Genomic DNA, 23,324 nt, shown 5'->3' with positions numbered 1-23,324 from the left:
TTTTCCTCCGGCATCGCCAAGCGCGCATGAGGGCATCACGCATCGTGCGCTGAGTACACCGGCTTTACTCGTCGTCCATACCGGGGGCGTCGTCCGCCTCGCCGCTCTCGCCGGTGAAGTGGACAGCGCCGTGGCCAAGGGCGGCCTCACCGACGTCCCCGAAAGCGTCCGGCGGGCCGACGATGCCCGTCACGGAGTCGGACGCCGTAGGCGGCGTCCTGTCGGTGTCGGGTTCGTTCATCGGAGATCCCCGGGGTCGTCGTGATGTGCTGTCGGCCGCGCTCAGCCATCGAACCCCGGCATTCCCCCAACGGGCATTGGCCGATGAAACGAAGCCATGAGCTCCCCTTCGTACAGCGGTACTACGGTCTGTGCGATCTCGTGATCAATCGGCTCTTCGCAATGCTTCGAGCCAGCTCACGAGGGGGCCAGCGCGTCTACGAAGAGGGGGGTTACCCCGATTACCTGCCGCCCCTTCGCCGCATAGCGTGATCATCATTACCGATTCTGCTTAATCCGAGAGAGGAATGGCGACAATGAGGTACGGGATTCGTCGGAATCGTGGTCGGCAAGGGAAGCGCCTCGTGGTGCTGGCGACGGTCACCACGGCGCTTGTTTCGGGGATGACGACGGTGTCGGGGCGCGGGCTGGGCGTCGCGAATGCTGAGGAGCGCCCCTCTCGCAGCGTCACCGCGTCACTCCGGAGTGACCTTGAGAAGTACCTGGACGCTCAGGGCACGAAAGACCATTTCTCGGCGGTCTCCCTTCGAGTGACCTACGCCGATCAGCGACCTGATGTCTCGGTCAGTGCGGGGACGACGCGCTACGGCGGCGGTCGACCGGCGACTGGCAAAGTGCTGTATCAGATAGGCAGCAACAGCAAGGCGTTCACATCCGTGCTGCTGCTTCAGCTGGAGGCCGAGGGAAAGCTGTCCCTGCGTGACAAGCTGGGAAAGTGGCTTCCCCAGTATCCGGCGTGGCGCGATGTCACCATCAAACAACTGCTGTCGATGACCAGCGGCATCCCCGGTTACACCGAACAGAGCGCCTTCCTCCAGGACTTCGACGCCGATCCGTCCACGCACTTCACACTGGAGCGCCTAATGTCCTATGTGGAGGGCCTGCCACTGGGGTCGGCGAAGTACGAGTACTCGAATACGAATTACCTCCTCGCGCAGATGATCGTCGAACGAGCGTCACACGACACGTACTCCGACCAGCTCGCCGAGCGCATCATCGAGCCACTCGGATTGAACGACACCTGTCTACCCCCGGATTGCCCTCCGGACACGGCCTCACACATGGCGACGCCGTACTCCACCCACTCCGTCCTGCCGAAGCATTTCAACAAGCCGCTTCCGCCGCTTGGCCTGTCCTGGGCGCAGGGGGCGGGTGGCCTGGTGAGTTCGCTGAAGGACATGACGACCTGGGACCGGGCACTGTACGGCGGTCGACTGCTGCCTGCGGCGCAGCAGCGCGAGCTGAGGTCCCTGGTCTCGATGAAGACGAGTAAGCCCATCAAGACGGTCACGGCCGACGATCCAGTCGGTTTCGGGCTCGGCGTCGTGAAGTACGCCCATCCCGTGGCCGGGACGGTCTGGTTCTATGAGGGGGCCACTTTCGGCAGCCGGGTGCTGCACATGTACTTCCCGAAGAGTGGCATGATCATCGCCGTCGCGGTCAACAGCGCCGTCGGCGAAGAGGACACGCTGCCCGACCTCGCCGGAACCGTCTACAAGACGCTTTCGGCGCACAAAGCGAAGGCTCTCGCCCCACGGCACCAATAGCCATGGCGTCCTGCGGGAGTTGGTCCCGTATCGGGTTGGCCCAGTTGTTGTGACGGGGCGCGGTAATGGCAGAGCACGGTACGGTCCCGGCCGTCCGAGCGGACGAGGACGGCCGGGAAAGTTCGGTTGTTCGCACGAGCGGCGGGGGCCGACACTCGGCCATCCTGGCAGGAGGCCACCGAAAGGCAGGGATGGAACAGGATGCCCGGACCGCTAATTCCCGATACAACCCGGATACTCGGCGAGGAGTTCGTCGCTTCCGTGGACGCCGAGCGGCGCCGCCTGTTGATCCCCGGGGCGATCGTCCACGCCCGCACGCCCCTTCTCGGCTCGGTCACACGCGGGCTGGGCGTCGAGGATGTGCACACGGGCGTTCCCCTGGCGGCCGACAGTCCCATGCGCATCGGAAGCATCACGAAGACGATGGTGGGGACTGTCGTGCTGAGGCTCGTCGACGAAGGTCGTGTGCAGCTCGACGCCGACATCAGGGACTACCTTCCAGCACCCGTCCCCCCTGGCGTGACCGTGCGGCGCCTGCTGAACATGACGTCGGGGCTCTCCGACTACACCTCCGAGGATTTCGTCGCCGCGCTCCTCGACCACCCGGAACGACAGTGGACACCCGGCGAGCTCCTCGAGGTCGCTTTCGGGGGTGAGCAGCGCTTCGAGCCGGGCACGTCCTGGGAGTACTGCAACAGCGGGTACATCCTGCTTGGGTTGCTGATCGAGGCGGCGGCCGGCGACAGTCTCGAGCTTGTCGCCCGCCGCATGGTGTTCGATCCGCTGGGACTGGAGAACACTGAACTGCCGCCGCCAGCCTCGGGGCTCTCGGCGCTGCCGCGGCCGAGCGTGCGCGGCTACCACCGGCGGCGGGAGGACCTTGTCGACGCCACCGCGATCAACCCGTCATGGGCATGGGCGGCTGGCGGTGCCGTCTCGACTGCGGGCGATCTGGCGGTGTACGTCGAGGCGCTGGCACGCGGCGTACTCCTGGAGACTCGGACACAGCAGCAGCGTACGGACATGGAGCCGGTCGCGGACGGCATCCGCTACGGACTCGGGATCGCCGCCTTCTCCGGTATGTGGGGCCACAACGGCGAACTGCCCGGCTTCCAGTCGTTCGCCGCCTACGACCCCGTTACGGCAACGACCCTCGTCGTGCTGACGAACGTCGACGACGGTGCGGCCGACTCGCTCGCCGCGTTCGTCCGCACGCAGCTCCACACGCCGTCGGCGTGAGCTCGGAATCTCTTCACGCCAAGGGGGTGACGATCGAGACCGGACGCGTCGCCGCGTCGAACGAGGCGGCGCCACCGGTGATCCCCACACCACTCAGGCCCCACGGTTCGTAGACCATGTTGACGCCACCCCCCTGCCACTCGTTGATCCATACGATCGCGGCGTTGAGTTCCGCGCATCGGCGCAGGTTCCGCTCGTCGTGCGAGTAGACCGTCGCCGCCAGACCGAAGCTGGTTCCGTTCGCCAGCGCGAGAGCTTCGTCGAAAGAGGCGACAACGATGACTGGCGCGACGGGGCCGAACGTCTCCTCCTGCATGATCCGCATCTCCGGCGTGACGCCGGTGAGCACGGTCGCGGGGTAGAAGAAGCCCGGTCGGTCGGGGATCTCCCCGCCACACCGCACCGTCGCACCGCGTGCGACGGCGTCGGTGACGTGTGCGTGCACGGTGTTGCGCTGCGCGTCGTCGACCATCGGGCCCAGACCGGCGTGGTCGGCAGCAGAGACCATGGGGTAGGACTCCGCCGCCGCCACGAGTTCACGAACGAAGTCTTCGGCGACCTCGCGGTGGACGAAGACCCGCTCGCTCGAAGTGCAGATCTGGCCGCTGTTGATGAATGAGGACATCGCGACCGCCTTCGCGGTCGCGACGACATCAACGCCGGCGTCGACGATGACCGGGTCGTTGCCGCCGAGCTCCAGGACCGAGCGCTGGAGACGGCGGGCTGCGGCGACCGAGACGGAACGGCCGGCCTCGACAGATCCTGTGAAATGCGCGAGCGCGATCAGCTCGTGGTCGACGAGCGGCGCCCCCGCTCTGGCATCGCCGTGGACGAGGCAGACCACCCCGGGCGGGAGACCGAGGAGTTCGGCGAGCCGAGACGCTGAGAGGGGAGCCTTCTCGGAGGGCTTCACGACGACGGTATTGCCTGCGGCGAGAAGTGGCCCCAGTGGGCCGAGGATCGACGACACGGTGAAGTTCCACGGCACCACGAGCGCGACCACCCCGCGCGGCTTTCGCTCGACGACGGTGCACGACGTCTCCCCGGGAGCTGACACGTCGGCGATGAAAGGGTAGGACTCGGCCTGATCGGTGCTGGAGAGGAGTCCATTGATCGCGGCTGACACGATCTGCTCCGCCAGTGGGACGGGCTTTCCCATCTCCCTGCTCTCCAACTCGGCGAGCTCGCGCACGTGGCTCCGCAGCACGTGCGCCGCGCCGCGGAGGTGCCGCAGCCGATCCGCCACAGAAAGAGACGCCCACCCCGGCTGTGCCTTGGCCGCCGAGCGCACAGCGGCCCCTACGTCGGCCACTGATCCGACCGGGACCTTGGCGATGACCTCTCCCGTGTACGGGGTGATCACATCGCGGAACTCGGGTGTCTTGGGGCCGACAGGTGCGCCGTCGATGAAATTCTTCAGATACTGCACCGGATCTCCTCGGGGTTATGGGACCAGGGACCTTCCGACGGACATCCGCAGCGTCGCGACGCCCGGCACGCACGTTGAATGTCGCTCCTTCACAAGGCCCTAGCGCATCAGCCGGGCGACGTGCTCGCCGACGGCGACGGTGGCCAGATGGGTGTTGGCCCGTGGCACGAACGGAAAGACGGACGCGTCGGCAACGCGCAGGCCCTCGACGCCGAGAACCCTCGTCTCGGGGTCCACGACTGTGTCGGGCGAGGCCGGATCGCCCATCCGGCACGTGCTCGTCGGATGCTGCGTGTCGACGACGGTCTCGCGCAGGTACTTCCGCAGAGCCGACTCCGGGCCGTCGAGGGCCGCACGCAACTCCGTGTTGATGCGCCACAGATCCCCGTCCGAGATCTGATCGAAGGCGTCGTGATCGACGAGGCCGACGAGCATGCTCACCCCCGCCACGAGGCGATTCAGATCACGCGGGTCCGACAGCATGCCGAGCGAGATCGACGGTTGCTCGACCGGATCGGCGCTGCGCAGCCGGAGATGCCCGCGGGAATAGACCCTGTTGGCGAACACACCCACGGCTCCCGCCCCCGCCCGGATGTCGGCGGAGGCCATCGCGAGGGCGTTCTGGTTGAGCGCCGCCATCATCATGTCGTTGCCGCCGGATACCAGCCCGCTGGAATACCGCACGCAGCAGTTGGTGTGCCGATCGTTGGCCCCGGCCGACGCCGCCTCCGTCAAGGGGAGGTTGACGACTGCCATCGGATGATCCTGGAGGCCCCGACCGACGGGGACGTCGGCGCGGACCGGGATGCCCAGCGCCGCCAGGTCGGCGGCGGGGCCGATACCGGACCGCAGCAGGATCGAGGGGGACGCCGTCGAACCGGCGGCCAGCACGATGTGGTCGGCGTACAGGGGCGTGCCGTCGGCGAGCCGCACACCGACCGCGCGACTGCCGTCGAAGAGCACGCAATCGACGAGGCTGCGAGCGCGGATGCGCAGCCTCGAGTTGTCGCGCAACGGCTCCAGGTAGCCGTCGTTCGTTGTCACGCGCCGAAAGCCGCGCGAGTTGACCGGATAGGGCGAAACGCCGGTGGCTCCTGGTGCGTTCACGTCCGGCGCCCACGGGAAACCTGCGGCGAGGGCGGCGTCGCGCAGCGCAAGGTCCACCGATCCCCAACTTTCGAGAGGGGCGCGGTAGACGGGGATGGGGCCGCAGGTGCCGTGGTACTCGGCATCACCGAAGTCCTCGTCGGCTTCCAGCGAGATCAGAATAGGCATGACCTCGCGGGCTCCCCAGCCCGTGCAACCGACAGCGGCCCATTCGTCGAAGTCCTCGACGGGAGGACGGATCGCGATCTGGCCGTTGATGGTCGAGCTGCCGCCCATGCCCTTTCCGCGCCAGTAGAAGTAGGACTCCTGCGCGGAGGTTCGCGTGGCAGTGTGCCCCTCCCAGAGGAAGGCGGCGTGATCGGTGTGCAGGATCGCCGTCACGGGGTTGGGGGAGCGCCACACCTCGGGGAGGTCGGCGGAGCGATGGTCGTCGCCGGCTTCGATGAGAAGGACGCGAGCCCCTCGCTCGACGAGACGGGCCGCGAGCGCGGCTCCGGCGGATCCCGCTCCGACGACGATGACGTCGGAGGCATCCGGCGTGGGCATCATCCCTCCCTTCCCGCGACGGGGCCGGTTCTCATGCCGTCAGCTCGATCGAGTGGATTGTGGAGTCCGCGAGTGCATCGGGGATCGGCTCGACGCCGATGCCCGGCCCCCGGGGGACGGCGACGGCGCCGTCGGTCATCGTGATCGGTTCGGTGATGTCCTGACGGTAGAAGCGGTCGGACGCCGAGATGTCGCCCGCCAGGGTGAACCCGGGCATGCCGGCCAGGGCGGCGTTCGCTGCGCGTCCGATGCCGGTCTCCAGCATGCCCCCGCACCAGACGGCGACGCCGTTCGCGAGCGCGAGGTCGTGGATCCGGACCGCTTCGAGGTAACCGCCGACGCGTCCAGGTTTGATGTTGATGACCGACGCTGCGCCGAGGGCGATCGCATCGGCGGCGGTCTGCGCGGAGATCACCGACTCGTCGAGGCACACGGGTGTCGAGATCTGCTGGGCGAGGATCGCGTGCTGGCGCAGATCGTCCTCGGCGAGCGGCTGCTCGATGAGCAGCAGCTCGAACGGATCGAGGTTGCGCAGCGTCGGGACATCGGAGAGGCGGTAGGCGGTGTTCGCGTCGACCTGGAGGGGGACGTCGCCGAAGCGCTCGCGGACCGCGCGGACCGGCTCCACGTCCCATCCCGGGCGGATCTTCAGCTTGATGCGCGCATACCCCTGGTCGATGAAGCCTCCCACGCGGTCGAGCAGGGCGGATACCGAATCCTCGATCCCCACACTGACGCCGGCGGGAACGCTGTCCCGGGTCACGCCCAGATGCTCGGCCAACGAAGTGTGCCGGAGACGCAACTGTGCGTCGAGCACGGCCAGTTCGAGCCCCGCCTTCGCCATCCGGTGCCCCACGACGTGGGCGACGGCGGCGGAGACCGTCTGAGCCGTCACCGGCCGGCCCGAGGTCTGCCATTCGAACAACGCGGGGACGAGGAAGCGCTGCAGCACGTCCCGGGCACCCTCCAGATACTCGGGGGAGTAGTACGGCTCGGCGAGGGCCACGCACTCGCCCCACCCGACGACGGTCTCACCGCCCTCGGACGCCACTGCGCGCACGAGCAGCGGACAGCGCTCCGTCTGGGTCGAGAACGACGTCGTGAAGGGGGCCGACAGCGGCATCCGTACGGTGATCAGGTCGATGCGATCGATGTGCATCAGGCGCTCCTTCGCAGGTGGTAACTGCCGTCGGGATCGAAATGGACAACGCGCCACCCTTCCGCGAGGAGGCCGCCCAGCACCTCGCGCAGCTCGATCCGCCATTCGAGCGCGAGCGCGGGTAGGTGGCGGCGGACCTCGTCGATGTCGGAGGGGATCTCAACGAGGCAATACTCCGTACCGTCGGGCATGGCACCCATAACGGGTCTGCCGTCGTCGTTACGCAGCAGGACGGGATAGTCCTCCTGGGGGCGCTCGTTGTCGCGCGGGAGACGATCCAGGTGCCAGACCACGAGGAGCCGGTCACTGTGCTGGCCCTGATTGACGCTGTCCTGCATCGTCCCGTAGAAGTCGGTGAGGTACGCCTCCACGTCGCATCCGAGCTTGCGTATGTTGAAGTACGCGTTGCGGGCGACGAGGGGATCGAAGGTCCAGGTGACTCGCGTCGCATCGCGCTCGAGCGCCCACAACCGCTGGTGGTGTTTGAGTGCGCGTCCCACCCCCGCCCCGGCGTGTTCCGGGGCGACCGCTGCGACGTGGGAGTGCAGGGATCGCTTGAGCGGGGGATGGAAGAAGCCGACGTTCACGCCGATGATCTCTTCGCCGAGGAACGCCCCAGCGACGTAGTTGCCCGAATGCGCGAGGGCGACGAGCATCTCGGGGCTCAGGAGCGATCGTTCGGGGGGCACTTCCCACACACGGGCGATCAGCGCCGACGCCCTGACCATCTCCTCGGGCGTGTGCAGCGAGCGCATGGCGATGCCGGCAGCAGCCGGAGTCGGGGTGACCACTGCGTTCACGACGTAACCTCCGGGAGGAACCGGTACCCGAGGTAGGCGCCAGCCTGTACCGGCCGGAACTGTTCCCACCCCGCGATATCGGGCAGCTGATGGGCGTAGACGCCGGGCAGATCGGTGGCGTAGAGACTGGTGGACACGGGTTCTCCTTGCTCGCCGGAGCGAAGGACGTCCTTCAGGTCGGTGATGGAGATGCGGGCCTCGCCGTCCTCGGTTGACACCTCGATGCGGAGGCCGGCGGCCTCCCAGCACCCGGACGGGGCGTCGACGGGCCGCGCGGGGTCGGGTCGGAGCGGTGGGGGCGGGGTGCTTCCGTCTATGGCCGCAGCTGCTTCGGCGAGGAGTTCCGCGGCGAAACCGTCAGCCCGCCCCCCGTTGGTCAGCAGGGCCAGCGCGAAGCCCGTCTCGGGAAAGACCCGCAGGAAGGCGCGCTGACCGATGGTTCCACCGTCGTGCCCGTAGACCGAGCGGCCGTTCCAGTCCTGCAGGAACCAGCCGAGGCCCCATCCTTGCGTCGCTACCGCGGTGCCGCGCAGGTCCACGGACTCGCGAGTCATCGCCCGTGCGCTCGCTTCCGAGAGGATCCGCGTCCCGTTCGGCGCGACGCCGCCGCGCATTGCCGTCTCCGCGAAGGCAAGGAGGTCGTCGAGGTCGGAGACCACGAGGCCGGCCGGCCCCATCGAGCGGGTGATCGGCCACGTCGTAACGGGTGTGGCCGGATCCCCGGAGTGACCGACCGCTGCCGAGAAGCGCGGGGCGTCTTCCGTGCGCGAGATTGTATGGTCGAGGCCGAGCGGTTCTATCACGTACCGGCGCAGCGCCTCGTCCCACGTGACGCTGCGAAGGGCCTCGACGATACGGCCCGCGACGACGAAACCGGAGTTGCAGTAGGAGAAGCGCGCTCCCGGCTCGTGAATGCGACCGACCGACGCGAGTTGTTCCACGTAGAGACGGACACAGTCGTCGCCCGTGCCGGTGTCGGTGAAAACGTCGCCGTCGATCCCGCTCGTGTGGGTAAGAAGTTGCCTCACCGTCACGGTCGGCGACGGGTCACCTCCGAGCGCGAAGTCGGGCAGATAGCGGCGGACGGGCGCATCGAGGTCCAGGAGGCCCTCGTCGACGAGCTGCATGACGAGGGTTGTCGTCCATACCTTCGTGATCGACCCGATCTGGAAGATCGTCGTCTCTGTCACAAGCTCGGCCGTGCTCACGTCCGTCGTCCCTGCGCCGACGATGACACGGTCGAACGGCACGCCGTTTGCGTCGAGTTGGACAATTCCGAACTGCGCCCCGGGAACCGCGTACCGGTCGCACAGAAGCTCAAGTCTGCGGCGCCAGTGGCCCGGGTCGCGCGGCGCCGGCGAGATCGCTGCGGGCCGGGGCGCGGAACGGGTGTGCTGCTCCATCCACGCGACGACGCGCGCGTGATAGTCGACGCGATGGTCGATCGGACCGTCGGCGATGAACAGATGATTCCCGCCCGGATAGACGACGAGCCGACTGGGCACGCCTTGGAGGCGCAACGCGGTGAACCACTGCCGGGCCTGCTCAACGGGACAGGTGTCGTCGTCGGCACCATGCAGGACGAGCGTGGGCGTATGCACGCGGCCGACGCGCGAGATCGGGGACAGCCGCGTCAGCGGCACGACGTCCAGGGGGTCGGCGTCGCTCGTCATGGCGGCGAAGAAGCCCTCGGGGAGGTGCTGGCCTCCCACCGCTGCGAAATCGCACAGGAGTCCACCGGCGGCTGCCGCCGCGAACCGGTTCGTGTGCGCGGTGAGCACGCACGTCGACAGACCGCCGTAGCTGTAGCCGGTCACGGCGAGCTGATCGGGATGGGCGATACCCTCGGCGATGAGTTGGTCGATGGGTTCGAGGAAGTCGCGCAGATCGTCGCGGCCCCATCCACCGTCGATAGCGCGGAGGAACTCCTCGCCGTACCCGTCGGAACCCCGGGGGTTCAGCGTGAGAACGCGCCATCCCCGCGAGACGAGGAGTTGCTGATAGAGGTGAATGTCATCCGCGACGCCCGCCCACGCGTTGTGGGGCCCGCCGTGAATGTCGAGCAGGAGGGGGCCTGAGCCTCTGGTGTCCGGTGCCTCGGTGATCCAGCCGTGGACGACGGTTCCGTCACTGATCTGGAACTGCCGCGGCTCCGGACGGTGGAGTTCCACTCCCGGCAGGCTCGCGCCCATGAGGTTCGTGAGGGTCGTGTGCTCGGCCCGCTCGAGATCGACGATGGCAACCTCGGCGAACGACGCCGGTGTCGTTACGACGACGGCAGCACGCGATGCCGCGGAGGCGACCGAGAGCGCGGACACGACGTAGTGCGGGTCGGTGACGAGGCGGCGGTGATGACCGTCCGCGAGCCGGACGGAGTAGAGGTGGGTCCACCCCCGGTCGCGGGCGCAGAACACGATGTGCTCGCCGTCGGGAGACAGCGCGGGCCGCCCGCCCGGGTAGCCGGAAGCACCTGGCATGACGTTGCGATCCAAGCCCGCAGTGAGATCGACGTCGTCCCGTCCATCGAGATGCAGGCGCAGGAGCCGGGCGTTGCCGACCGCGGGTGCGGGCATCCCAACCGCGACGACAGATCCGCCGTCGGGTGTCCACACGACCGGCCCGGCGAGGCCTCGCGCGTGCCCGAGCGGAAGGAGGGGTGCGAGCGGGTCGTCCAGCTCGACTGCGTACGCGCGTCTCTCGCGCGAGAGGTCGGCGCCCGGCTCGAGCCCGGCGACATACGCGAGCCGGTTGCCATCAGGGGACCACGCCGGTTCACCGGCGTCGAAGTCCCCGTCGGTGATCTGTCGCACGCGTAGCGTGTCGAGCGCCAAGACGAAGACGTGGCGCCTGACCGCACCGATCCAGCCGCGTCCGTCCTCCTTGTCGTCGAGGGTGTCGATGACGATGGGTGACCCGGGCACACCGCCCGCGCGATCGACGGAGGCGGTGAAGGCGACGTGCCGGCCGTCCGGGCTCATTGCCGCCGGTCCCGCGCCGAGGGGCAGATCGGTGAGACAACGTGCCTCGCCCCTTTTGGGCAGGAGATGCAGCTGCGGGACGCCTGAGACATCGCGAAGGAAGAGAACGCCCGAAGCGCACACGCGTGGCGCGCGGTCTGCGGGGCCCGCGGTGAGTCGCCGCGTCGCACCCTCGGCGGTTGCAAGCCACAGGGCGGTCGCGGTCCGCGACCCGGCTGTGCCTCGTCGCGTGAACACGACCGCCGTTCCATCGGCGACGATCGCTGTGTCGGAAACGGTGACGATGTCACGGATGTCGTCGAGCTCGAGCGGTCGTGTCGTCACGGTCGGACTCCTTCGCCCAGCAGGCGCTCGCCCATGCGGGGCACGGCGCCGATGAGCGCACGCGTGTAGGGGTGCTTCGGATTGTCGATGACCTTGGATGCGATGCCCGCCTCGACGATCTCGCCGGTTCTCATTACGGCGACCTCGTCGCAGAGCTGTCGCACGATCGCGAGGTTGTGGCTGATGAACAGCACCGTGAGTCCGAGCCGCCGATGCGCCTGCATGAGGAGGTTGAGCACCGTTCCCTGGACGGACACGTCGAGCGCCGACGTGATTTCGTCGGCGAGCAGGACCTGCGGCTTGGCGGCGAGGGCGCGTGCGATCGCGACGCGTTGGCGCTGGCCTCCGGACAGTTGCATCGGGAGGTCGTCCGACCGTCGCGGGTCGAGCTCCACGAGTTCGAGCATCCGGCGCACCTCGTCCCCCCGGCGTACGCGATCGCGTCGCGCCGTCCCGGACCGCACGAGGATCGCTTCCTCGATTGCCGCCCCGATGGACATCCGCGGGTTGAGCGAAGAGTTGGCGTCTTGGAACACCATCTGGATTCGTCGTCGGAGAGCAGCGTTGCCTCCTCGTGCGTTTACGACGTTGGTCCCATCGAGCAGGATCCGGCCCGATCGGGGCTCGTGGAGACCGACTGCGGCGCGGGCGAGAGTCGACTTGCCAGACCCCGATTCGCCCACAAGGCCCATGATCCGGCCGCTGGGGACGGTGAGGCTGACATTGCGTACGACGTCGTGCGCCGCGCGACCGCCGCCGTACGCGACGTCGACATCTTCGAAGACCAGTTCCGTCAATTCGTCACCTGCGCAGACTCAAGGGAGAACTCGGCGTTCTCCGGGATGGTTGTGAATTCACTGCCTGGCGTCGCGTCGAGGTGAGGGACGGCGGCGGCCAGAGCGCGCGTGTAGGGATGGCGTGCTCGGCCTTGCACGAGGTCCTCCGTGCGCAGGCTCTCCACGAGCGAGCCGCGGTACATGACGAGCACGCGCGTACAGAACGACGAAATCAGTGATATGTCGTGGGAGACGAGCATGATGGCCGTGTCGTGCTCGCGGTTGACTTCGTCGAGCAGGGCCAGGACTTCGCGCTGGACGGTCACATCGAGCGCTGTCGTCGGCTCGTCGGCGATCATGAGGGCGGGCTCGCCCATGAGGCCCATCGCGATCATCGCGCGCTGACGCATGCCTCCGGAGAATTGATGCGGGTACTGGCGGGCACGCCCCTCCGGGTCGTCGATCTTCACGGCGCGGAGCCGCTCGATGGCGCGCTGCAGCGCCTGGCGTGGGCGCAGGCCGCCGTGGAGGACACCGATCTCGGCGACCTGTGGGCCGACGTGGAGCGCGGGATTGAGCGAGGTCGAGGGATCCTGGAAGACGAACGCCATGCGGGTCCCGAGGTGACGAGCCAGCGAAGGCGTCATCTGAGGGTGCGCCATGGCGCCTGATTTCGTCAGCTCCATGCCGTCGAAGCAGATGGACGCGGCGGTCACCCTCAGGGGATGGTCGAGTAGTGACGCAACGGCCATACAGGTGAGCGACTTGCCGGACCCCGACTCGCCGACGATGCCGACGATCTCGCCGCGGTGGATGTCGAAGCTCAGATCGTTAACGGGGCGTTTCCAAGTCTCGCCCGAAGGTGCCTCGACTCTGAGTCCGCGCACTGAGAGCACGAGATCGTCCGGCTTGGGCGCCGGCGCGGAGGCCTTGGGCGCGGAGATGGACTCGTCGGGCGCCGGGCGTGTGGAGTGGACGGGCGAGCGGCGGGCGGCCCGTGGGAGCGTCGTCTCCAATCCCAAGACGCGGGTCAGTGTCTCGCCGAGCAGGGCGAAGGTGACGCCGGTGACGGTGATCGCCACCGCGACGCCGAGAGATGCGGCGGGGTTCACGTAGATGGCGCCGAGACTCTCGTTCAGCATGCGACCCCAGTCGTACTCGGGCGCCTGGACGCCGAGACCGAGGAACGACAAGCCGGTCGCCGCGACGAGCGCGGTTCCGGCGCCCGTGCTGGCGTTCACGATGATCGTGTCGCGGATGTTGGGGAAGATATGCCGGAACATGACTCGGGCAGGACTCACTCCGAGGACCCGCGCGGCGGCGACGAAGTCGCGTCCCGCGACCGATGCGGCCAGCGCCTGTGTGAGGCGGGCGTAGGAGGGGACCATCGCGAGGCCGATCGCGAGCGTCGCCGTGAGCAATCCCACCCCGAGCGTGACCGAGACGACGATCGCGAGCAGCAGAGCGGGAAACGCCATCGCCACGCCGATGGCGCTGTTGATGAAGCGGCCGACTCTCCTGGGGGTCACGACGGGAAGGAGCCCGAGGGGGACGCCGAGCGATACGCCGATCAACGTCGCCGCGAGCGCCGTCGTGATTGACAGGCGCGTAGCACTCAGCACGCGTGCCAGGACGTCGTGACCACCGGCATCCGTGCCGAGCGGGTGCTCGGCACTGGGCGGCTCGGACAGTGCCGTCAGGTCTGCCAATTTCGCTGCCTCGCCCCAGATCACGGGGCCGAAGACGGTGAAGAAGAGCACGATCGCGACACCGCACAGCGCGCCCGCGCCGAGCGGCGAGCGCAGCGACGCCTTGACGCGGCGCATCGAGGCGCGTCGCGGTGATGCGTCTGCCTCACGGGGAGTGGGGTCGACGAGTGTCATCAGAGGCCCTTCGTGGCCGAGCGCGGGTCGAGGGCGGCGACCGCGAGGTCAATCAGGAGATTGACGATCAGGACGATCACGCCGTACACCACGACGATTCCTTGCGCGAGCGGGAAGTCCTTGCTCCTCACCGAGTCCACGATGGTGAGGCCGAGGCCGGGCCAGGAGAAGATCGTTTCGACGAGGACCGTGCCCGAGATGAGTGAGCCCAGCACGATCCCGCTCAGCGTGAGAGACGAGGTCAGGAGATTGGGCACGACGTGACGGAAGTAGAGACGAGCCGCGGACATCCGCTTGGACCGCGCGGTGCGGACGTAGTCCTGCTGCAGCACGGTCAGCGCCTCGACCCGGACAATGCGCGACATCGCCGCACTGATGCCGATGGAGAGCGCGAGCACGGGCAACACGTACGAGTCGGGGCCAGACCTTCCCGCCACCGGGAGCGCGTGCAGTTGCACCGCGAAGAAGAAGACGAGCCCCACTCCGATCAGGAATTCGGGGAACACCGCGAACAGACCGCTGATCGACGTGTAGGCGAGGTCGAAGGGACGGCGTCGTCCGCCTCGGGTCAGGGCCGCCACCGCGATCCCGACGGGAATCGAGAGGACCAGCGCCACGGCGAGCGATAGGAAGACGAGTTCGAGGGTGGCAAGGAGTCGCTGGCTGATGACCTCGGAGACGGGAAGACCAAGCGAGAACGACTCGCCGAGATCACCGGTGAGCAGGCCCTTCCAGAAGTTCACGTACTGGAGCCAGAGCGAGTCGTTCAGTCCGAGCGCCTCGCGACGCGCTTCGACGACCGCCGGTGAGGCGTTCGTGCCCAGTGCGTTGCGGACCGGATCGCCCGGGATGAGGCGGACCATCAGGAAAGAGACGGTGACCACCGCGACGACGGACCAGAACAGGCGCACAAGCCGCCGCACGAGAAAGCGCGGCAAAGCACTGTCGAGCCCACGACGGGTGGTTGGGGCACCTGCCTCCGCAGCATCGAGAGTTCTCGACAGCCCGGCCGTCACCGCAAAACCCGGATCGCCGAGCCGGGCAGCAGCCCGCCTACAGGCGGGTAGAGGGCCAGCGACTTCGAGAAGTACATTTTGTTGGGCGTGACCGAGACCGGGATCAGGTCGGACTCGGCGAAGACCGCCTTCTCCGCAGCGGCCCATCCGTCGCACGCCTTCTCACCGCTCCGCTTGGCTGCCGCCACGCTCAACTTCTCGTACTGCGCGTTGTGGATGGACGCGAAGTTCGTGCCCTTGGGTGCCGCAGGCCCGGAGAGGTACTTCGGGAAGATCGCCGGAGTGCCGGACTGGAGGTTGAGTCCGAGCGTCGCGTTCCACCCGCTGGGATCCTTGGTCACGAACGCTCGGTCAACGACGTAGTTCTCGTCGCCGCCGTCCAGCTTCACCTGAACTCCGAGGTCCTCCCACTGGCCGGCGAGATACTCGGCGGCAGCGCTACGGGTATCGGTCGAGTTGTCGTACACGAGCGTGATCCGCAGCGGTCCGTCGCTGTTGGCGTAGACGCCGCCCCGGCCCTTGGTGTAGCCGGCGGCCTCAAGGGTCTGGGCGGCCGCGCCGGGATCGAAGGCGGGAAGGCTGCCGATCGTGTCGTAGGTGCACAGGCTCGGCTCCTCTGTGAGGAGCGACGTCGCGCGTTTACCCTTCCCGGCCGTGAGCACCTGAGTGAGTGCGTCGAGGTTCGTCGCCTGAGTAAGAGCGGTTCGCACGGCGGCGTCGGCGGTGGGAGTGCCTTCGAAGTGGTTATAGACGATCATCCCGGAAATCGCCGGGGAGGGCTGCCGGTCGAGCCGAGCGAGTCGATCTTCGTCGCTACCGCTCACGATGGCGGCGTTGAGATCGCCGGAGAGGAGCAGGTTTGCTCTCGTCGACGGGCTAGGAACGATCCTGATGGTCACGGCCCGCGGCAGACCGGGGGTCTTCGAGGTCGTGTTGTGCGGACCCCAGGTGTAGTCCTTGCGCCGGGTGAGCTTGATGGAGGCACCTGCGACTACGTCATCGATGATGAAGGGGCCGGTGCCGTCGCTCCGGGACGAGACGCTGCGAGGGTTTCCGAGTGCTCCCTCGCAGACGAGTTGCTGGGCGCCGATGTCGTTGAGCATGAATGGTCGCGGGGTGGGAGTCGTGACCGTGAGGACATTTCCCTTGGCGGTCACCTTCGCGTTCGCCGGGACGACCGATTCGAGCCGGGGGGAGCCATTGGCCGGATCGAGAATCCAGTTGAGGTTGTCCGCCGCGGTCTGCGCTGTGAAGGCGGTGCCGTCGGCGCAGGTGATGTCATCGCGGAGTGTGTACGTCACCTTTGTCGGACTCTCGGTCCAACTCTCGGCGAGGAACGGTTGGACCTTGGTCTTCGGATCCTGGAAGAGAAGCGTGTCGTACGAGTAGAGCCCGACGCTCTGAGCGGTGACACTGGTGGTCAGCAGCGGATTCAGGTCCCCGGGATCCTGGTCGATGGCCACAGTGAACGTGCCGTCGATCGCCATTTTGCGTCCCGGGGATTCGGATGCTCCGCTGCACGCCGTGAGCGCGAGTGACGCGGTGACGGCGATCGGGATCAGGACGGAGGCACGTCGTTTCATGGTGGCCCCACTTCGCTTCGAATGTGTTCGGAGAACGGCTTCGTGCATCGCGGGACCAGCATGACCGCACCCGGGTCCGGGCTCCTCGGCCGATCATCCGAGAACGTGGCTACGTCATTGGCCGTTTGCCCGAACCGCACGGCTCGCGGGGAGGCGGAATTGCAGCATGAGCCCGAATCGGACGCCTGGATCGTCCAGTTCGATTCCCGCGACGTCTTCGATACGTTCCAGTCGATAGCGGAAAGTGTTCTTGTGGACGTGGACGGCGCGCGCGGCGCCGCTGACGTCGCCGAAGTGCTCCAGCCAGCTCCACAGCGTCACGACCAGATGAGTCCCGTGCGTCGCGTCGTACTCCCGCAGCGCCCGCAGGGGGCCACCGATCTCGATACCGTCGGCGACGAGGGAATCGCCGATATGGAGCATGAGCGACTCTGCGTAGACGTCGGAGAAGCCGGCGACGCGCGCGGCCTCCTGCGGGCGAGAGCGCAGGACGCGCATCGCCATGTCGGCTTCCCGGCGCGATCGGTTCAACGTACCGATGTCGTCGACGACGCCTCCCACACCCGCGATGAACGCCGTCGTGGTGCCGAGGCGTGACACGAACTCGCCCGCCAGGCTCGCCATGGCGGCGGCGCCACTCTCGGCGTCGCCACGAAGCGGGACGATCGCATACACGACTCCCCCGAGCTGGGCCGCTACCGCGCGCGGATACGTGAGCTGCAGATACCTTTGGAGCGCGTTCACAGCTCGGTGGGTGTCGGCGACCACGCGGACCTCGTCGTCGTTCTCGACGGGACCGAACACGATCACGCACGCCGCGGACGACTCGATCGCGAGCTGCTGGGCGGCCTCGCGGGCACTAGCCCCGCCGTCGAGCAGCGCCGACGTCATCGCTTCCCGCAACCGCTGCGCCGCATCCGCACTGACGCGTGAGCGGAGCATGTGCAGGGCCACGACCTGCGCGGCCTCGATCATGCCCTTCTCCTGTTCCAGAGACAGAGGTTCCGAGGCGACCGCCCAGATGGACCCCAGTGGTTCGTCGCCGCCCTGGATGCGCATCGCGACACGGGGGAGGACCCCGGGCGCGGGCTCGGCGAAGAACAGCGGGCGCTCAGATGCGTACAGGTCCCGGAACACGCCCGTCTCGCGCTGCGCGGAGCTGTACATGTCCGGCACACGGAGGCCGAGGATCGTTAGGCGACGAGGCTCATCGGTGCCGGCCTGATCGGCGGAGAACGCGATCACCCGGGAGGTCAGGTCTTCGATCGTCACCGGGGCGCTCAGCAGGGCGGACAGTGAGTCGGCGAGAGTGAACAGGTCCCTTCCCGAGTCCAGACCATCAAACGGCAGGCCGTCGACGACCAGGTTGAGCGCGCCCACGACCAGCATCGCGACCTGAAGCCAGGATGCCCCCCGGACGAGGCCGAAAACGGCGACGTCGCCGTCGTCTGCTGCGGACCTCGCGCGGTCACTGAGCGCGAGCGGGTCGCGGACGATGAGCGCGGACGCGCCCGCCTGCCCGAGTGCACGGATGAGCTCCGTGAGTTCGGCTTCGTCTGCCACCGCAATTCCTAGGACGATGGCGTCCGGGTCGATGACGGGAGGGTCAAGCGGGTCGTGCAGCACGATCGTCGACACCGTCCGACGCGGTTGACGCGGTCCGGCGCGGTGCGCGAGCAGCGTGGAGCCGAGCCGGTCGACCAGTCGTCCGAGCTGGGCGGGATGTCCATGGACAGCGGGCATAGGCAATCCTCCAACTCATCTATCTCTATTTCGGTCACGGACACGAATCGGCGAGGCAGCGGATTTGCGAGAGTGGCACGACGGGATCGGGGTGCCGACCCCGGGGTGCTCGAGGAAGGTAGGTCGGAAATCAGTGCAGGTCTACATCTCCGTCGACATGGAAGGCGTTGCGGGCATCGCGACGCTCGATCAGATCCTCCGCGGCGGGTTCGGCTACGGTCGAGCCCAAGAATTGATGACGGAGGAGACGAACGCCGCGATCGCGGGCTCGTTCGACGGCGGTGCGACGAGCGTTGTCGTCAACGACTCGCACGGCACGATGGACAACCTCCTCCACGATCGACTCGATCCTCGGGCCCGGCTCGTGTTCGGCTCGCCCAAGGCCAACTGCATGGCGGAGGGTCTTACCGCCGAGAGCGACATCGCCCTTTTCGTCGGATACCACGCTCCAGCGGGCGCACCGGGGGTTCTGGCGCACACCTTCTCGGCGTACTTCGGCGAGGTCCGCATCGACGGTCGGCGCGTGTCCGAGGCCGAGGTGAACGGGCTCTATGCGGCGTCGCTGGGAGTCCCTGTCGGTCTCGTGACGGGCGACGATGTCATCTCCGGTATCGCGTCCAATGCCTTCCCCGGGGCAGGCATCGTGACGGTGAAGACCGCTCACGGCTTCTCCGCCGCGAACACAATCGCGCCCTCCGCTGCGAGAGAGGCGATCCGCCTGGCAGCCGCCGCGGCAGTCCGTGGTGCGGCCGGCCTCGCCCGGCCCGAGCCGCCTACGGCGCTCGATATGGAGATCGACATGCCGTCGCCGGTGGCGGCCGAGCTGGCAGCGGGCATCCCCGGGTGCGTGCGAACCTCCGATCGGACCATCGCCACGACGGTCTCGGCGAGCGAGGCCCTCGGCCTGATCACGGTGCTCTACGAGCTCGCGGCGGCGGGCGAGCGCACGCGCGCGGCGATCGCGACCAGGCGCTGAGTCACCCCACGCCCGCCGGTCCAGGGCTCCCCCGCAGGAGCTCACCCAGCAGGGCTGTCAGAAGCTGAGTACGGGGGAGGATGGCAGCGATCTGCGCGTGCTCGTCCGGAGCGTGCGCGCCGCCGCCTACGGCGCCGAGACCGTCCAGCGTGCGAATGCCGAGCGCGGCCGTGAAGTTGCCGTCCGACGCGCCCCCGACCGACATGGTGGTGGGCGGCGTCTGACCGAGTTCGCAGGCTAGGCGCCGGGTCAGACCGGCGAGTTCTTCCGTCATCGCTCGCTCCATCGGCGGCCGGTTGGGTCCGCCGTGGATGACCAAGGTCGCATGCGGGGCGGAGGGTCCGATCCGCCGGATCGACTGGTCTACACGGTGTTGTTCGGCGACCGTTGCCGCCCGCACGTCGACATCGACGAGGGCCTGAGCCGGCACCGTGTTGGGGGCCGTTCCTGCTGTGACGACGGTGGGTGTCACGGTCGTTCCTGCGGCGACGTCCCGCAGTTCGGCGACGGCGAGGATCATCTCGGCGGCGGCGATCGCGGCGTTGACGCCCGTCTCCGGGTCGAGGCCGGCGTGCGCTGCCCGGCCGGTCACCTCAAGCCGATAGCGCGAGACACCCTTGCGCTCGACTTTCAGCGCGCCGCCGGGTCCCGCGGCCTCCAGAACGAGCACCGCCCGGCATCGCTTCGCCTCCTCTTCGAGCAGTGTCCGCGATGTCGGCGACCCCACCTCCTCATCACCCGTGACGAGGAGCGAGACGCGGTCGACGATGCCCTCACCGTGCCGGCGGCGCAACTCCGCAAGGGAGTTCACCGCCTGGACGAGACCGAGCTTCATGTCGAAGCACCCGGGTCCGTGCACGACGCCACCCGCTTCCGAGTAGGGAATCTGCTCGATCGTCCCCAACGGCCAGACCGTGTCGTGGTGCGCGAGGATGAGGACCTCGGGGTTCGCTGCGCGCAGGAGGACGTGGTCCACGCCGTCGACACCGACGATCTCGGGGTGCCGCCCCAGCCGCGCACCGATCAGCTCGGCCACCGTGCGCGCGCTGCGCGCGACGGCGGCCAGGTCCGATGACGGGGACTCGGCGAGTACGAGCGTGCGGAGATCGTCGAGGATCGTACGGAGGTCGACAGCCGATTCGCTCGGCGTCGCAGACACAGAATCCGTTCGCATCCGTCACCTTCTGGTCGTGAGGGAGGGGAGGGGGGTGTATGTCGTCTCAGCATGGCGCATCGCTCGCGCAGGCAGCTCGTACCGCTGTACGAAGGGGAGCTCATGGCTTCGTTTCATCGGCCAATGCCCGTTGGGGGAATGCCGGGGTTCGATGGCTGAGCGCGGCCGACAGCACATCACGACGACCCCGAGGATCTCCGATGAACGAACCCGACACCGACAGGACGCCGCCTACGGCGTCCGACTCCGTGACGGGCATCGTCGGCCCGCCGGATGCGCTCGCACAGCTTCCCCGGTTCGCGGGGCCATCGACCTTCGCCCGTCTCCCTCGCCTGGACGAGGTAGCTCGGGCCGACGTGGCGATCCTCGGGGTCCCCTTCGACTCGGGAACCACCTATCGCCCCGGAGCCCGATTCGGGCCGGAGGCCGTTCGCGCGGCATCGAAACTGCTCAGGCCGTATCACATCGGTCTCGGCGTCGAGCCGTGGACGGCCCTCCAGGTCGTCGACGCGGGGGACGTCGGGGCGACGCCCTTCGACATCGCCCGGGCGGTCGAGCAGATCGAGCATGCGGCGCGGACGCTCTACGCCGACGCCCGGAGCATCGTGGCAATCGGCGGGGACCACACCATCGCGCTCCCACTGCTGCGCGCCGCGCACGAGCAGTTCGGCCGCATGGCACTCGTCCACTTCGATGCGCACTTCGACACGTGGGACACCGTCTTCGGCAATCCGCTCGCACACGGCACTCCGTTCCGCCGCGCCTTCGAGGAAGGGCTGCTCGCTGCGGACCACTGCATGCACGTCGGCATCCGGCACAGTACTCCCGCCGCATCAGACTTCGACGACGACGCCGCACTCGGATTCGCGACGGTCACGACTCTCGACATCGCCCGACAGGGGATTGACCGCGCGGCGGAGCGCATCCGACAGCGAGTGGGGGACTGTCCCGTATACATCAGCATCGATGTCGACGTGCTCGACCCCGCGCACGCCCCCGGGACCGGGACGCCGGAGCCGGGCGGTCTGACGACGAGGGAGCTCCAGCTCCTGCTGTTCTCCCTCGTCGGCCTCAATGTCGTCGGAGCGGACGTCGTGGAGGTCTCACCCGCCTACGATCACGCGCAAATCACGGCACTCGCGGCCGCGGGCATCACGTTCGACCTGCTCGCGATGTTCGCATCGGGTGGGCGACTTTAGACGGTGTCCTATGTGGTGAGTCGGACGAGTCGTTTGTAGCAGCAGAGGGCTGCGGCGAGGCCGAGAAAGGCCGGGTAGTTGCGGGGGTGGCGTTCGTAGCGGTGGTTGAGGCGGCGGTAGCCGGTCAGCCATGACGTTGGGTCGGCCGCGCGGTGAGGTGCTCGCCGTGCGCGAGTCCTGTTCCGCGCGGCCTCCCGCCGAACCGGACATGACGGTTTCCCTGTCATCCGGCTCCCGGTCGGTGCGTGATGTTGCGGGGGCGGCGCCGGGTGGGCAAATCGCGACTGGTCGAGCGGTTTGCGGAGCGCTCCGGAGCCCCGTTCCTGTTCTACGCGGCGACCGGTGCATCCCCCAGGGATGATCTGGCACGGCTGGCCCGGGACGCCCAAGCGTCGACGCTGCCGTTGGCGGGGCTGGTGGCCGCCGCACGGCCGGAGAGCCGGGACGCCGCGTTCGATGTGCTGGCTGCGGCGCTGCCCGCCGACCGGGCGAGCGTGCTGGTCATCGACGAAGTGCCGTACCTGATGGACGCCGATGGCGCCTTTGAGGGGATGCTGCAACGGGCCTGGGACCGGGTGCTGGAGACCAAGCCGGTGCTGCTTGTCCTCATCGGCTCCGATCTGTCGATGATGGAGGCTCTGAACAGCTACGGGCGGCCCTTCCATCAGCGCGGCCGGGAGATGGTGCTGGGACCGCTCAACCCCGCCGAGGTGGGGCAGATGCGCGGGCTGGATCCGGCGGAAGCCTTCGACGCCGCGCTGGTCACCGGCGGGTTGCCGCTGATCTGCGCGGAGTGGCCGCAGGGGGCGGGGTTGTGGGACTTTCTCGGAGAGGCGCTGAGCGATCCGGTCTCGGCTCTGCTGGTGTCGGCCGAGCGTTCGCTGGCTGCCGAATTTCCCCCGCAGGCTCAGGCGCGTACGGTACTGGCGGCTATCGGCAGTGGCGAGCGGACCTTTACCAACATTGCCCGTGCGGCCGGCGGAATCGGGGCCACGCCGCTGCAGCGAGCGCTGGAACTGCTTACGGACAAGCGTATCGTCGCTGCGGAGCTGCCCGTATCGCTGCGTCCGTCGAAGGATCGCCGTTATCGGGTGACAGATCCCTACCTGCGCTTCTGGCTGCACTTCCTCGGCCCATCCATGGAGGAGATCGAGCGAGGGCGGGGCGATCTGACCTTGGCGCGGATCCGGGAGAGCTGGACCAGCTGGCGCGGCCGGGCGATCGAGCCGCTCATCCGAGAGGCGCTCGCCCGGATACTGCCCGACGACCGACTCCCCGCAGCGCCCGCGGTCGGCGGCTACTGGACCCGTACCAACGATGTTGAGATCGACATCGTCGGGGCGGACCGCGCTCCCATTGCCAAAGAGCTGCTCTTCGTCGGCTCCATCAAGTGGCTGGAGCGGTCGCCCTTCGACCGGCACGACCTGGCCGCTCTCCATCGACACCGGGCCGCCCTTACCGATGAACCTGTTCCTGTCGTGGCGGTCTCGCGCAGTGGAGTCGACTGTCCGGGGCTCGACGCTACCTACGGCCCCGTCGGTTTGCTGGCCGCTTGGCCACTGTGAGTGGCGGATGGCAATCCGCCCTGACCTGCGGGAACTGTCG

Annotated in this window: 16 protein-coding genes and 2 pseudogenes; 5 read left to right on the top strand and 13 right to left on the bottom strand. The window is 68.0% G+C overall.

What is annotated here, in order from left to right:
• Positions 1-64: 64 nt before the first annotated feature.
• On the bottom strand, positions 65-241 hold the full coding sequence (locus OIE74_RS12905) for a hypothetical protein (protein ID WP_329382251.1): 177 nt from the start codon (positions 239-241) through the stop codon (positions 65-67).
• A 343-nt stretch (positions 242-584) separates the two neighbouring features.
• Between OIE74_RS12905 and OIE74_RS12900 the strand changes: the two genes are divergently transcribed.
• On the top strand, positions 585-1,787 hold the full coding sequence (locus OIE74_RS12900; RefSeq protein ID WP_329382249.1) for a serine hydrolase domain-containing protein: 1,203 nt from the start codon (positions 585-587) through the stop codon (positions 1,785-1,787).
• A 201-nt stretch (positions 1,788-1,988) separates the two neighbouring features.
• Positions 1,989-3,026 carry a serine hydrolase domain-containing protein gene (locus OIE74_RS12895; RefSeq protein ID WP_329382247.1) on the top strand — a complete coding sequence of 346 codons (1,038 nt, stop codon included), beginning with the start codon at positions 1,989-1,991 and terminating at the stop codon, positions 3,024-3,026.
• Positions 3,027-3,039: 13 nt separating this feature from the next.
• Here the strand turns inward: OIE74_RS12895 and OIE74_RS12890 are convergent, their stop codons facing one another.
• The 10 genes from OIE74_RS12890 to OIE74_RS12845 all read right to left on the bottom strand — a co-directional run bounded on the left by OIE74_RS12890 (position 3,040) and on the right by OIE74_RS12845 (position 18,370).
• On the bottom strand, positions 3,040-4,455 hold the full coding sequence (locus tag OIE74_RS12890; protein ID WP_329382245.1) for an aldehyde dehydrogenase family protein: 1,416 nt from the start codon (positions 4,453-4,455) through the stop codon (positions 3,040-3,042).
• 99 nt (positions 4,456-4,554) lie between these two features.
• Positions 4,555-6,108, bottom strand: a complete 1,554-nt coding sequence (locus OIE74_RS12885; protein ID WP_329382243.1) for a GMC family oxidoreductase — start codon at positions 6,106-6,108, stop codon at positions 4,555-4,557.
• A gap of 31 nt (positions 6,109-6,139) precedes the next feature.
• Positions 6,140-7,267 (bottom strand): o-succinylbenzoate synthase, encoded by a 1,128-nt coding sequence (menC, locus tag OIE74_RS12880; RefSeq protein WP_329382241.1) that lies wholly within the window; start codon positions 7,265-7,267, stop codon positions 6,140-6,142.
• Complete coding sequence (locus OIE74_RS12875) at positions 7,267-8,067, bottom strand: GNAT family N-acetyltransferase (protein WP_329382239.1); 801 nt, start codon at positions 8,065-8,067, stop codon at positions 7,267-7,269. The genes menC and OIE74_RS12875 overlap by 1 nt, the downstream gene beginning before the upstream one ends.
• The gene (locus tag OIE74_RS12870; RefSeq protein WP_329382237.1) at positions 8,064-11,045 is read right to left on the bottom strand and encodes a serine hydrolase; all 2,982 of its coding nucleotides are present in this window, start codon (positions 11,043-11,045) and stop codon (positions 8,064-8,066) included. The genes OIE74_RS12875 and OIE74_RS12870 overlap by 4 nt, the downstream gene beginning before the upstream one ends.
• A gap of 320 nt (positions 11,046-11,365) precedes the next feature.
• Positions 11,366-12,166 carry an ABC transporter ATP-binding protein gene (locus tag OIE74_RS12865; RefSeq protein ID WP_329382235.1) on the bottom strand — a complete coding sequence of 267 codons (801 nt, stop codon included), beginning with the start codon at positions 12,164-12,166 and terminating at the stop codon, positions 11,366-11,368.
• Positions 12,163-14,028: a dipeptide/oligopeptide/nickel ABC transporter permease/ATP-binding protein gene (locus tag OIE74_RS12860; RefSeq protein WP_329382232.1), complete on the bottom strand. Its 1,866-nt coding sequence runs from the start codon at positions 14,026-14,028 to the stop codon at positions 12,163-12,165. The genes OIE74_RS12865 and OIE74_RS12860 overlap by 4 nt, the downstream gene beginning before the upstream one ends.
• Positions 14,028-14,951, bottom strand: a complete 924-nt coding sequence (locus tag OIE74_RS12855; protein WP_329382229.1) for an ABC transporter permease — start codon at positions 14,949-14,951, stop codon at positions 14,028-14,030. The genes OIE74_RS12860 and OIE74_RS12855 overlap by 1 nt, the downstream gene beginning before the upstream one ends.
• Positions 14,952-15,040: 89 nt before the next feature.
• Complete coding sequence (locus OIE74_RS12850; protein ID WP_329382226.1) at positions 15,041-16,627, bottom strand: ABC transporter substrate-binding protein; 1,587 nt, start codon at positions 16,625-16,627, stop codon at positions 15,041-15,043.
• A gap of 114 nt (positions 16,628-16,741) precedes the next feature.
• Positions 16,742-18,370 (bottom strand): PucR family transcriptional regulator, encoded by a 1,629-nt coding sequence (locus tag OIE74_RS12845; RefSeq protein WP_329382223.1) that lies wholly within the window; start codon positions 18,368-18,370, stop codon positions 16,742-16,744.
• A 133-nt stretch (positions 18,371-18,503) separates the two neighbouring features.
• Between OIE74_RS12845 and OIE74_RS12840 the strand changes: the two genes are divergently transcribed.
• A complete protein-coding gene (locus OIE74_RS12840; RefSeq protein ID WP_329382220.1) occupies positions 18,504-19,346 on the top strand; it encodes a M55 family metallopeptidase in 843 nt (280 codons plus the stop codon).
• 1 nt (position 19,347) lies between these two features.
• Here OIE74_RS12840 and OIE74_RS12835 read toward each other — a convergent pair whose 3' ends face one another.
• Positions 19,348-20,520, bottom strand: coding sequence for a M20/M25/M40 family metallo-hydrolase (locus OIE74_RS12835; RefSeq protein WP_329382216.1), 1,173 nt, complete (start codon positions 20,518-20,520; stop codon positions 19,348-19,350).
• A 200-nt stretch (positions 20,521-20,720) separates the two neighbouring features.
• Between OIE74_RS12835 and speB the strand changes: the two genes are divergently transcribed.
• Positions 20,721-21,719, top strand: a complete 999-nt coding sequence (speB, locus tag OIE74_RS12830; RefSeq protein ID WP_329382212.1) for an agmatinase — start codon at positions 20,721-20,723, stop codon at positions 21,717-21,719.
• A gap of 8 nt (positions 21,720-21,727) precedes the next feature.
• Here the strand turns inward: speB and OIE74_RS12825 are convergent.
• A pseudogene (locus tag OIE74_RS12825) lies at positions 21,728-21,853 on the bottom strand (IS5/IS1182 family transposase); the annotation flags it as partial.
• Between the two features lie 99 nt (positions 21,854-21,952).
• Between OIE74_RS12825 and OIE74_RS12820 the strand changes: the two are divergent.
• Positions 21,953-23,284 (top strand): annotated as a pseudogene (locus tag OIE74_RS12820) (ATP-binding protein); the annotation flags it as partial.
• Positions 23,285-23,324: the final 40 nt, after the last annotated feature.

The organism is Streptomyces sp. NBC_01716 (genome assembly GCF_036248275.1).
Classification (GTDB): domain Bacteria; phylum Actinomycetota; class Actinomycetes; order Streptomycetales; family Streptomycetaceae; genus Streptomyces.
This window is presented reverse-complemented; position numbering and strand designations above follow the sequence as displayed.

Excerpts from the sequence above, each read along its gene's own strand:
- OIE74_RS12835 (WP_329382216.1), bottom strand. The coding sequence starts at position 20,520 with ATGCGAACGGATTCTGTGTCTGCGACGCCGAGCGAATCGGCTGTCGAC.
- speB (WP_329382212.1), top strand. The coding sequence starts at position 20,721 with ATGAACGAACCCGACACCGACAGGACGCCGCCTACGGCGTCCGACTCC.
- menC (WP_329382241.1), bottom strand. The coding sequence starts at position 7,267 with ATGCACATCGATCGCATCGACCTGATCACCGTACGGATGCCGCTGTCG.
- OIE74_RS12895 (WP_329382247.1), top strand. The coding sequence starts at position 1,989 with ATGCCCGGACCGCTAATTCCCGATACAACCCGGATACTCGGCGAGGAG.
- OIE74_RS12905 (WP_329382251.1), bottom strand. The coding sequence starts at position 241 with ATGAACGAACCCGACACCGACAGGACGCCGCCTACGGCGTCCGACTCC.
- OIE74_RS12850 (WP_329382226.1), bottom strand. The coding sequence starts at position 16,627 with ATGAAACGACGTGCCTCCGTCCTGATCCCGATCGCCGTCACCGCGTCA.
- OIE74_RS12870 (WP_329382237.1), bottom strand. The coding sequence starts at position 11,045 with ATGAGCCCGGACGGCCGGCACGTCGCCTTCACCGCCTCCGTCGATCGC.
- OIE74_RS12885 (WP_329382243.1), bottom strand. The coding sequence starts at position 6,108 with ATGCCCACGCCGGATGCCTCCGACGTCATCGTCGTCGGAGCGGGATCC.
- OIE74_RS12860 (WP_329382232.1), bottom strand. The coding sequence starts at position 14,028 with ATGACACTCGTCGACCCCACTCCCCGTGAGGCAGACGCATCACCGCGA.
- OIE74_RS12845 (WP_329382223.1), bottom strand. The coding sequence starts at position 18,370 with ATGCCCGCTGTCCATGGACATCCCGCCCAGCTCGGACGACTGGTCGAC.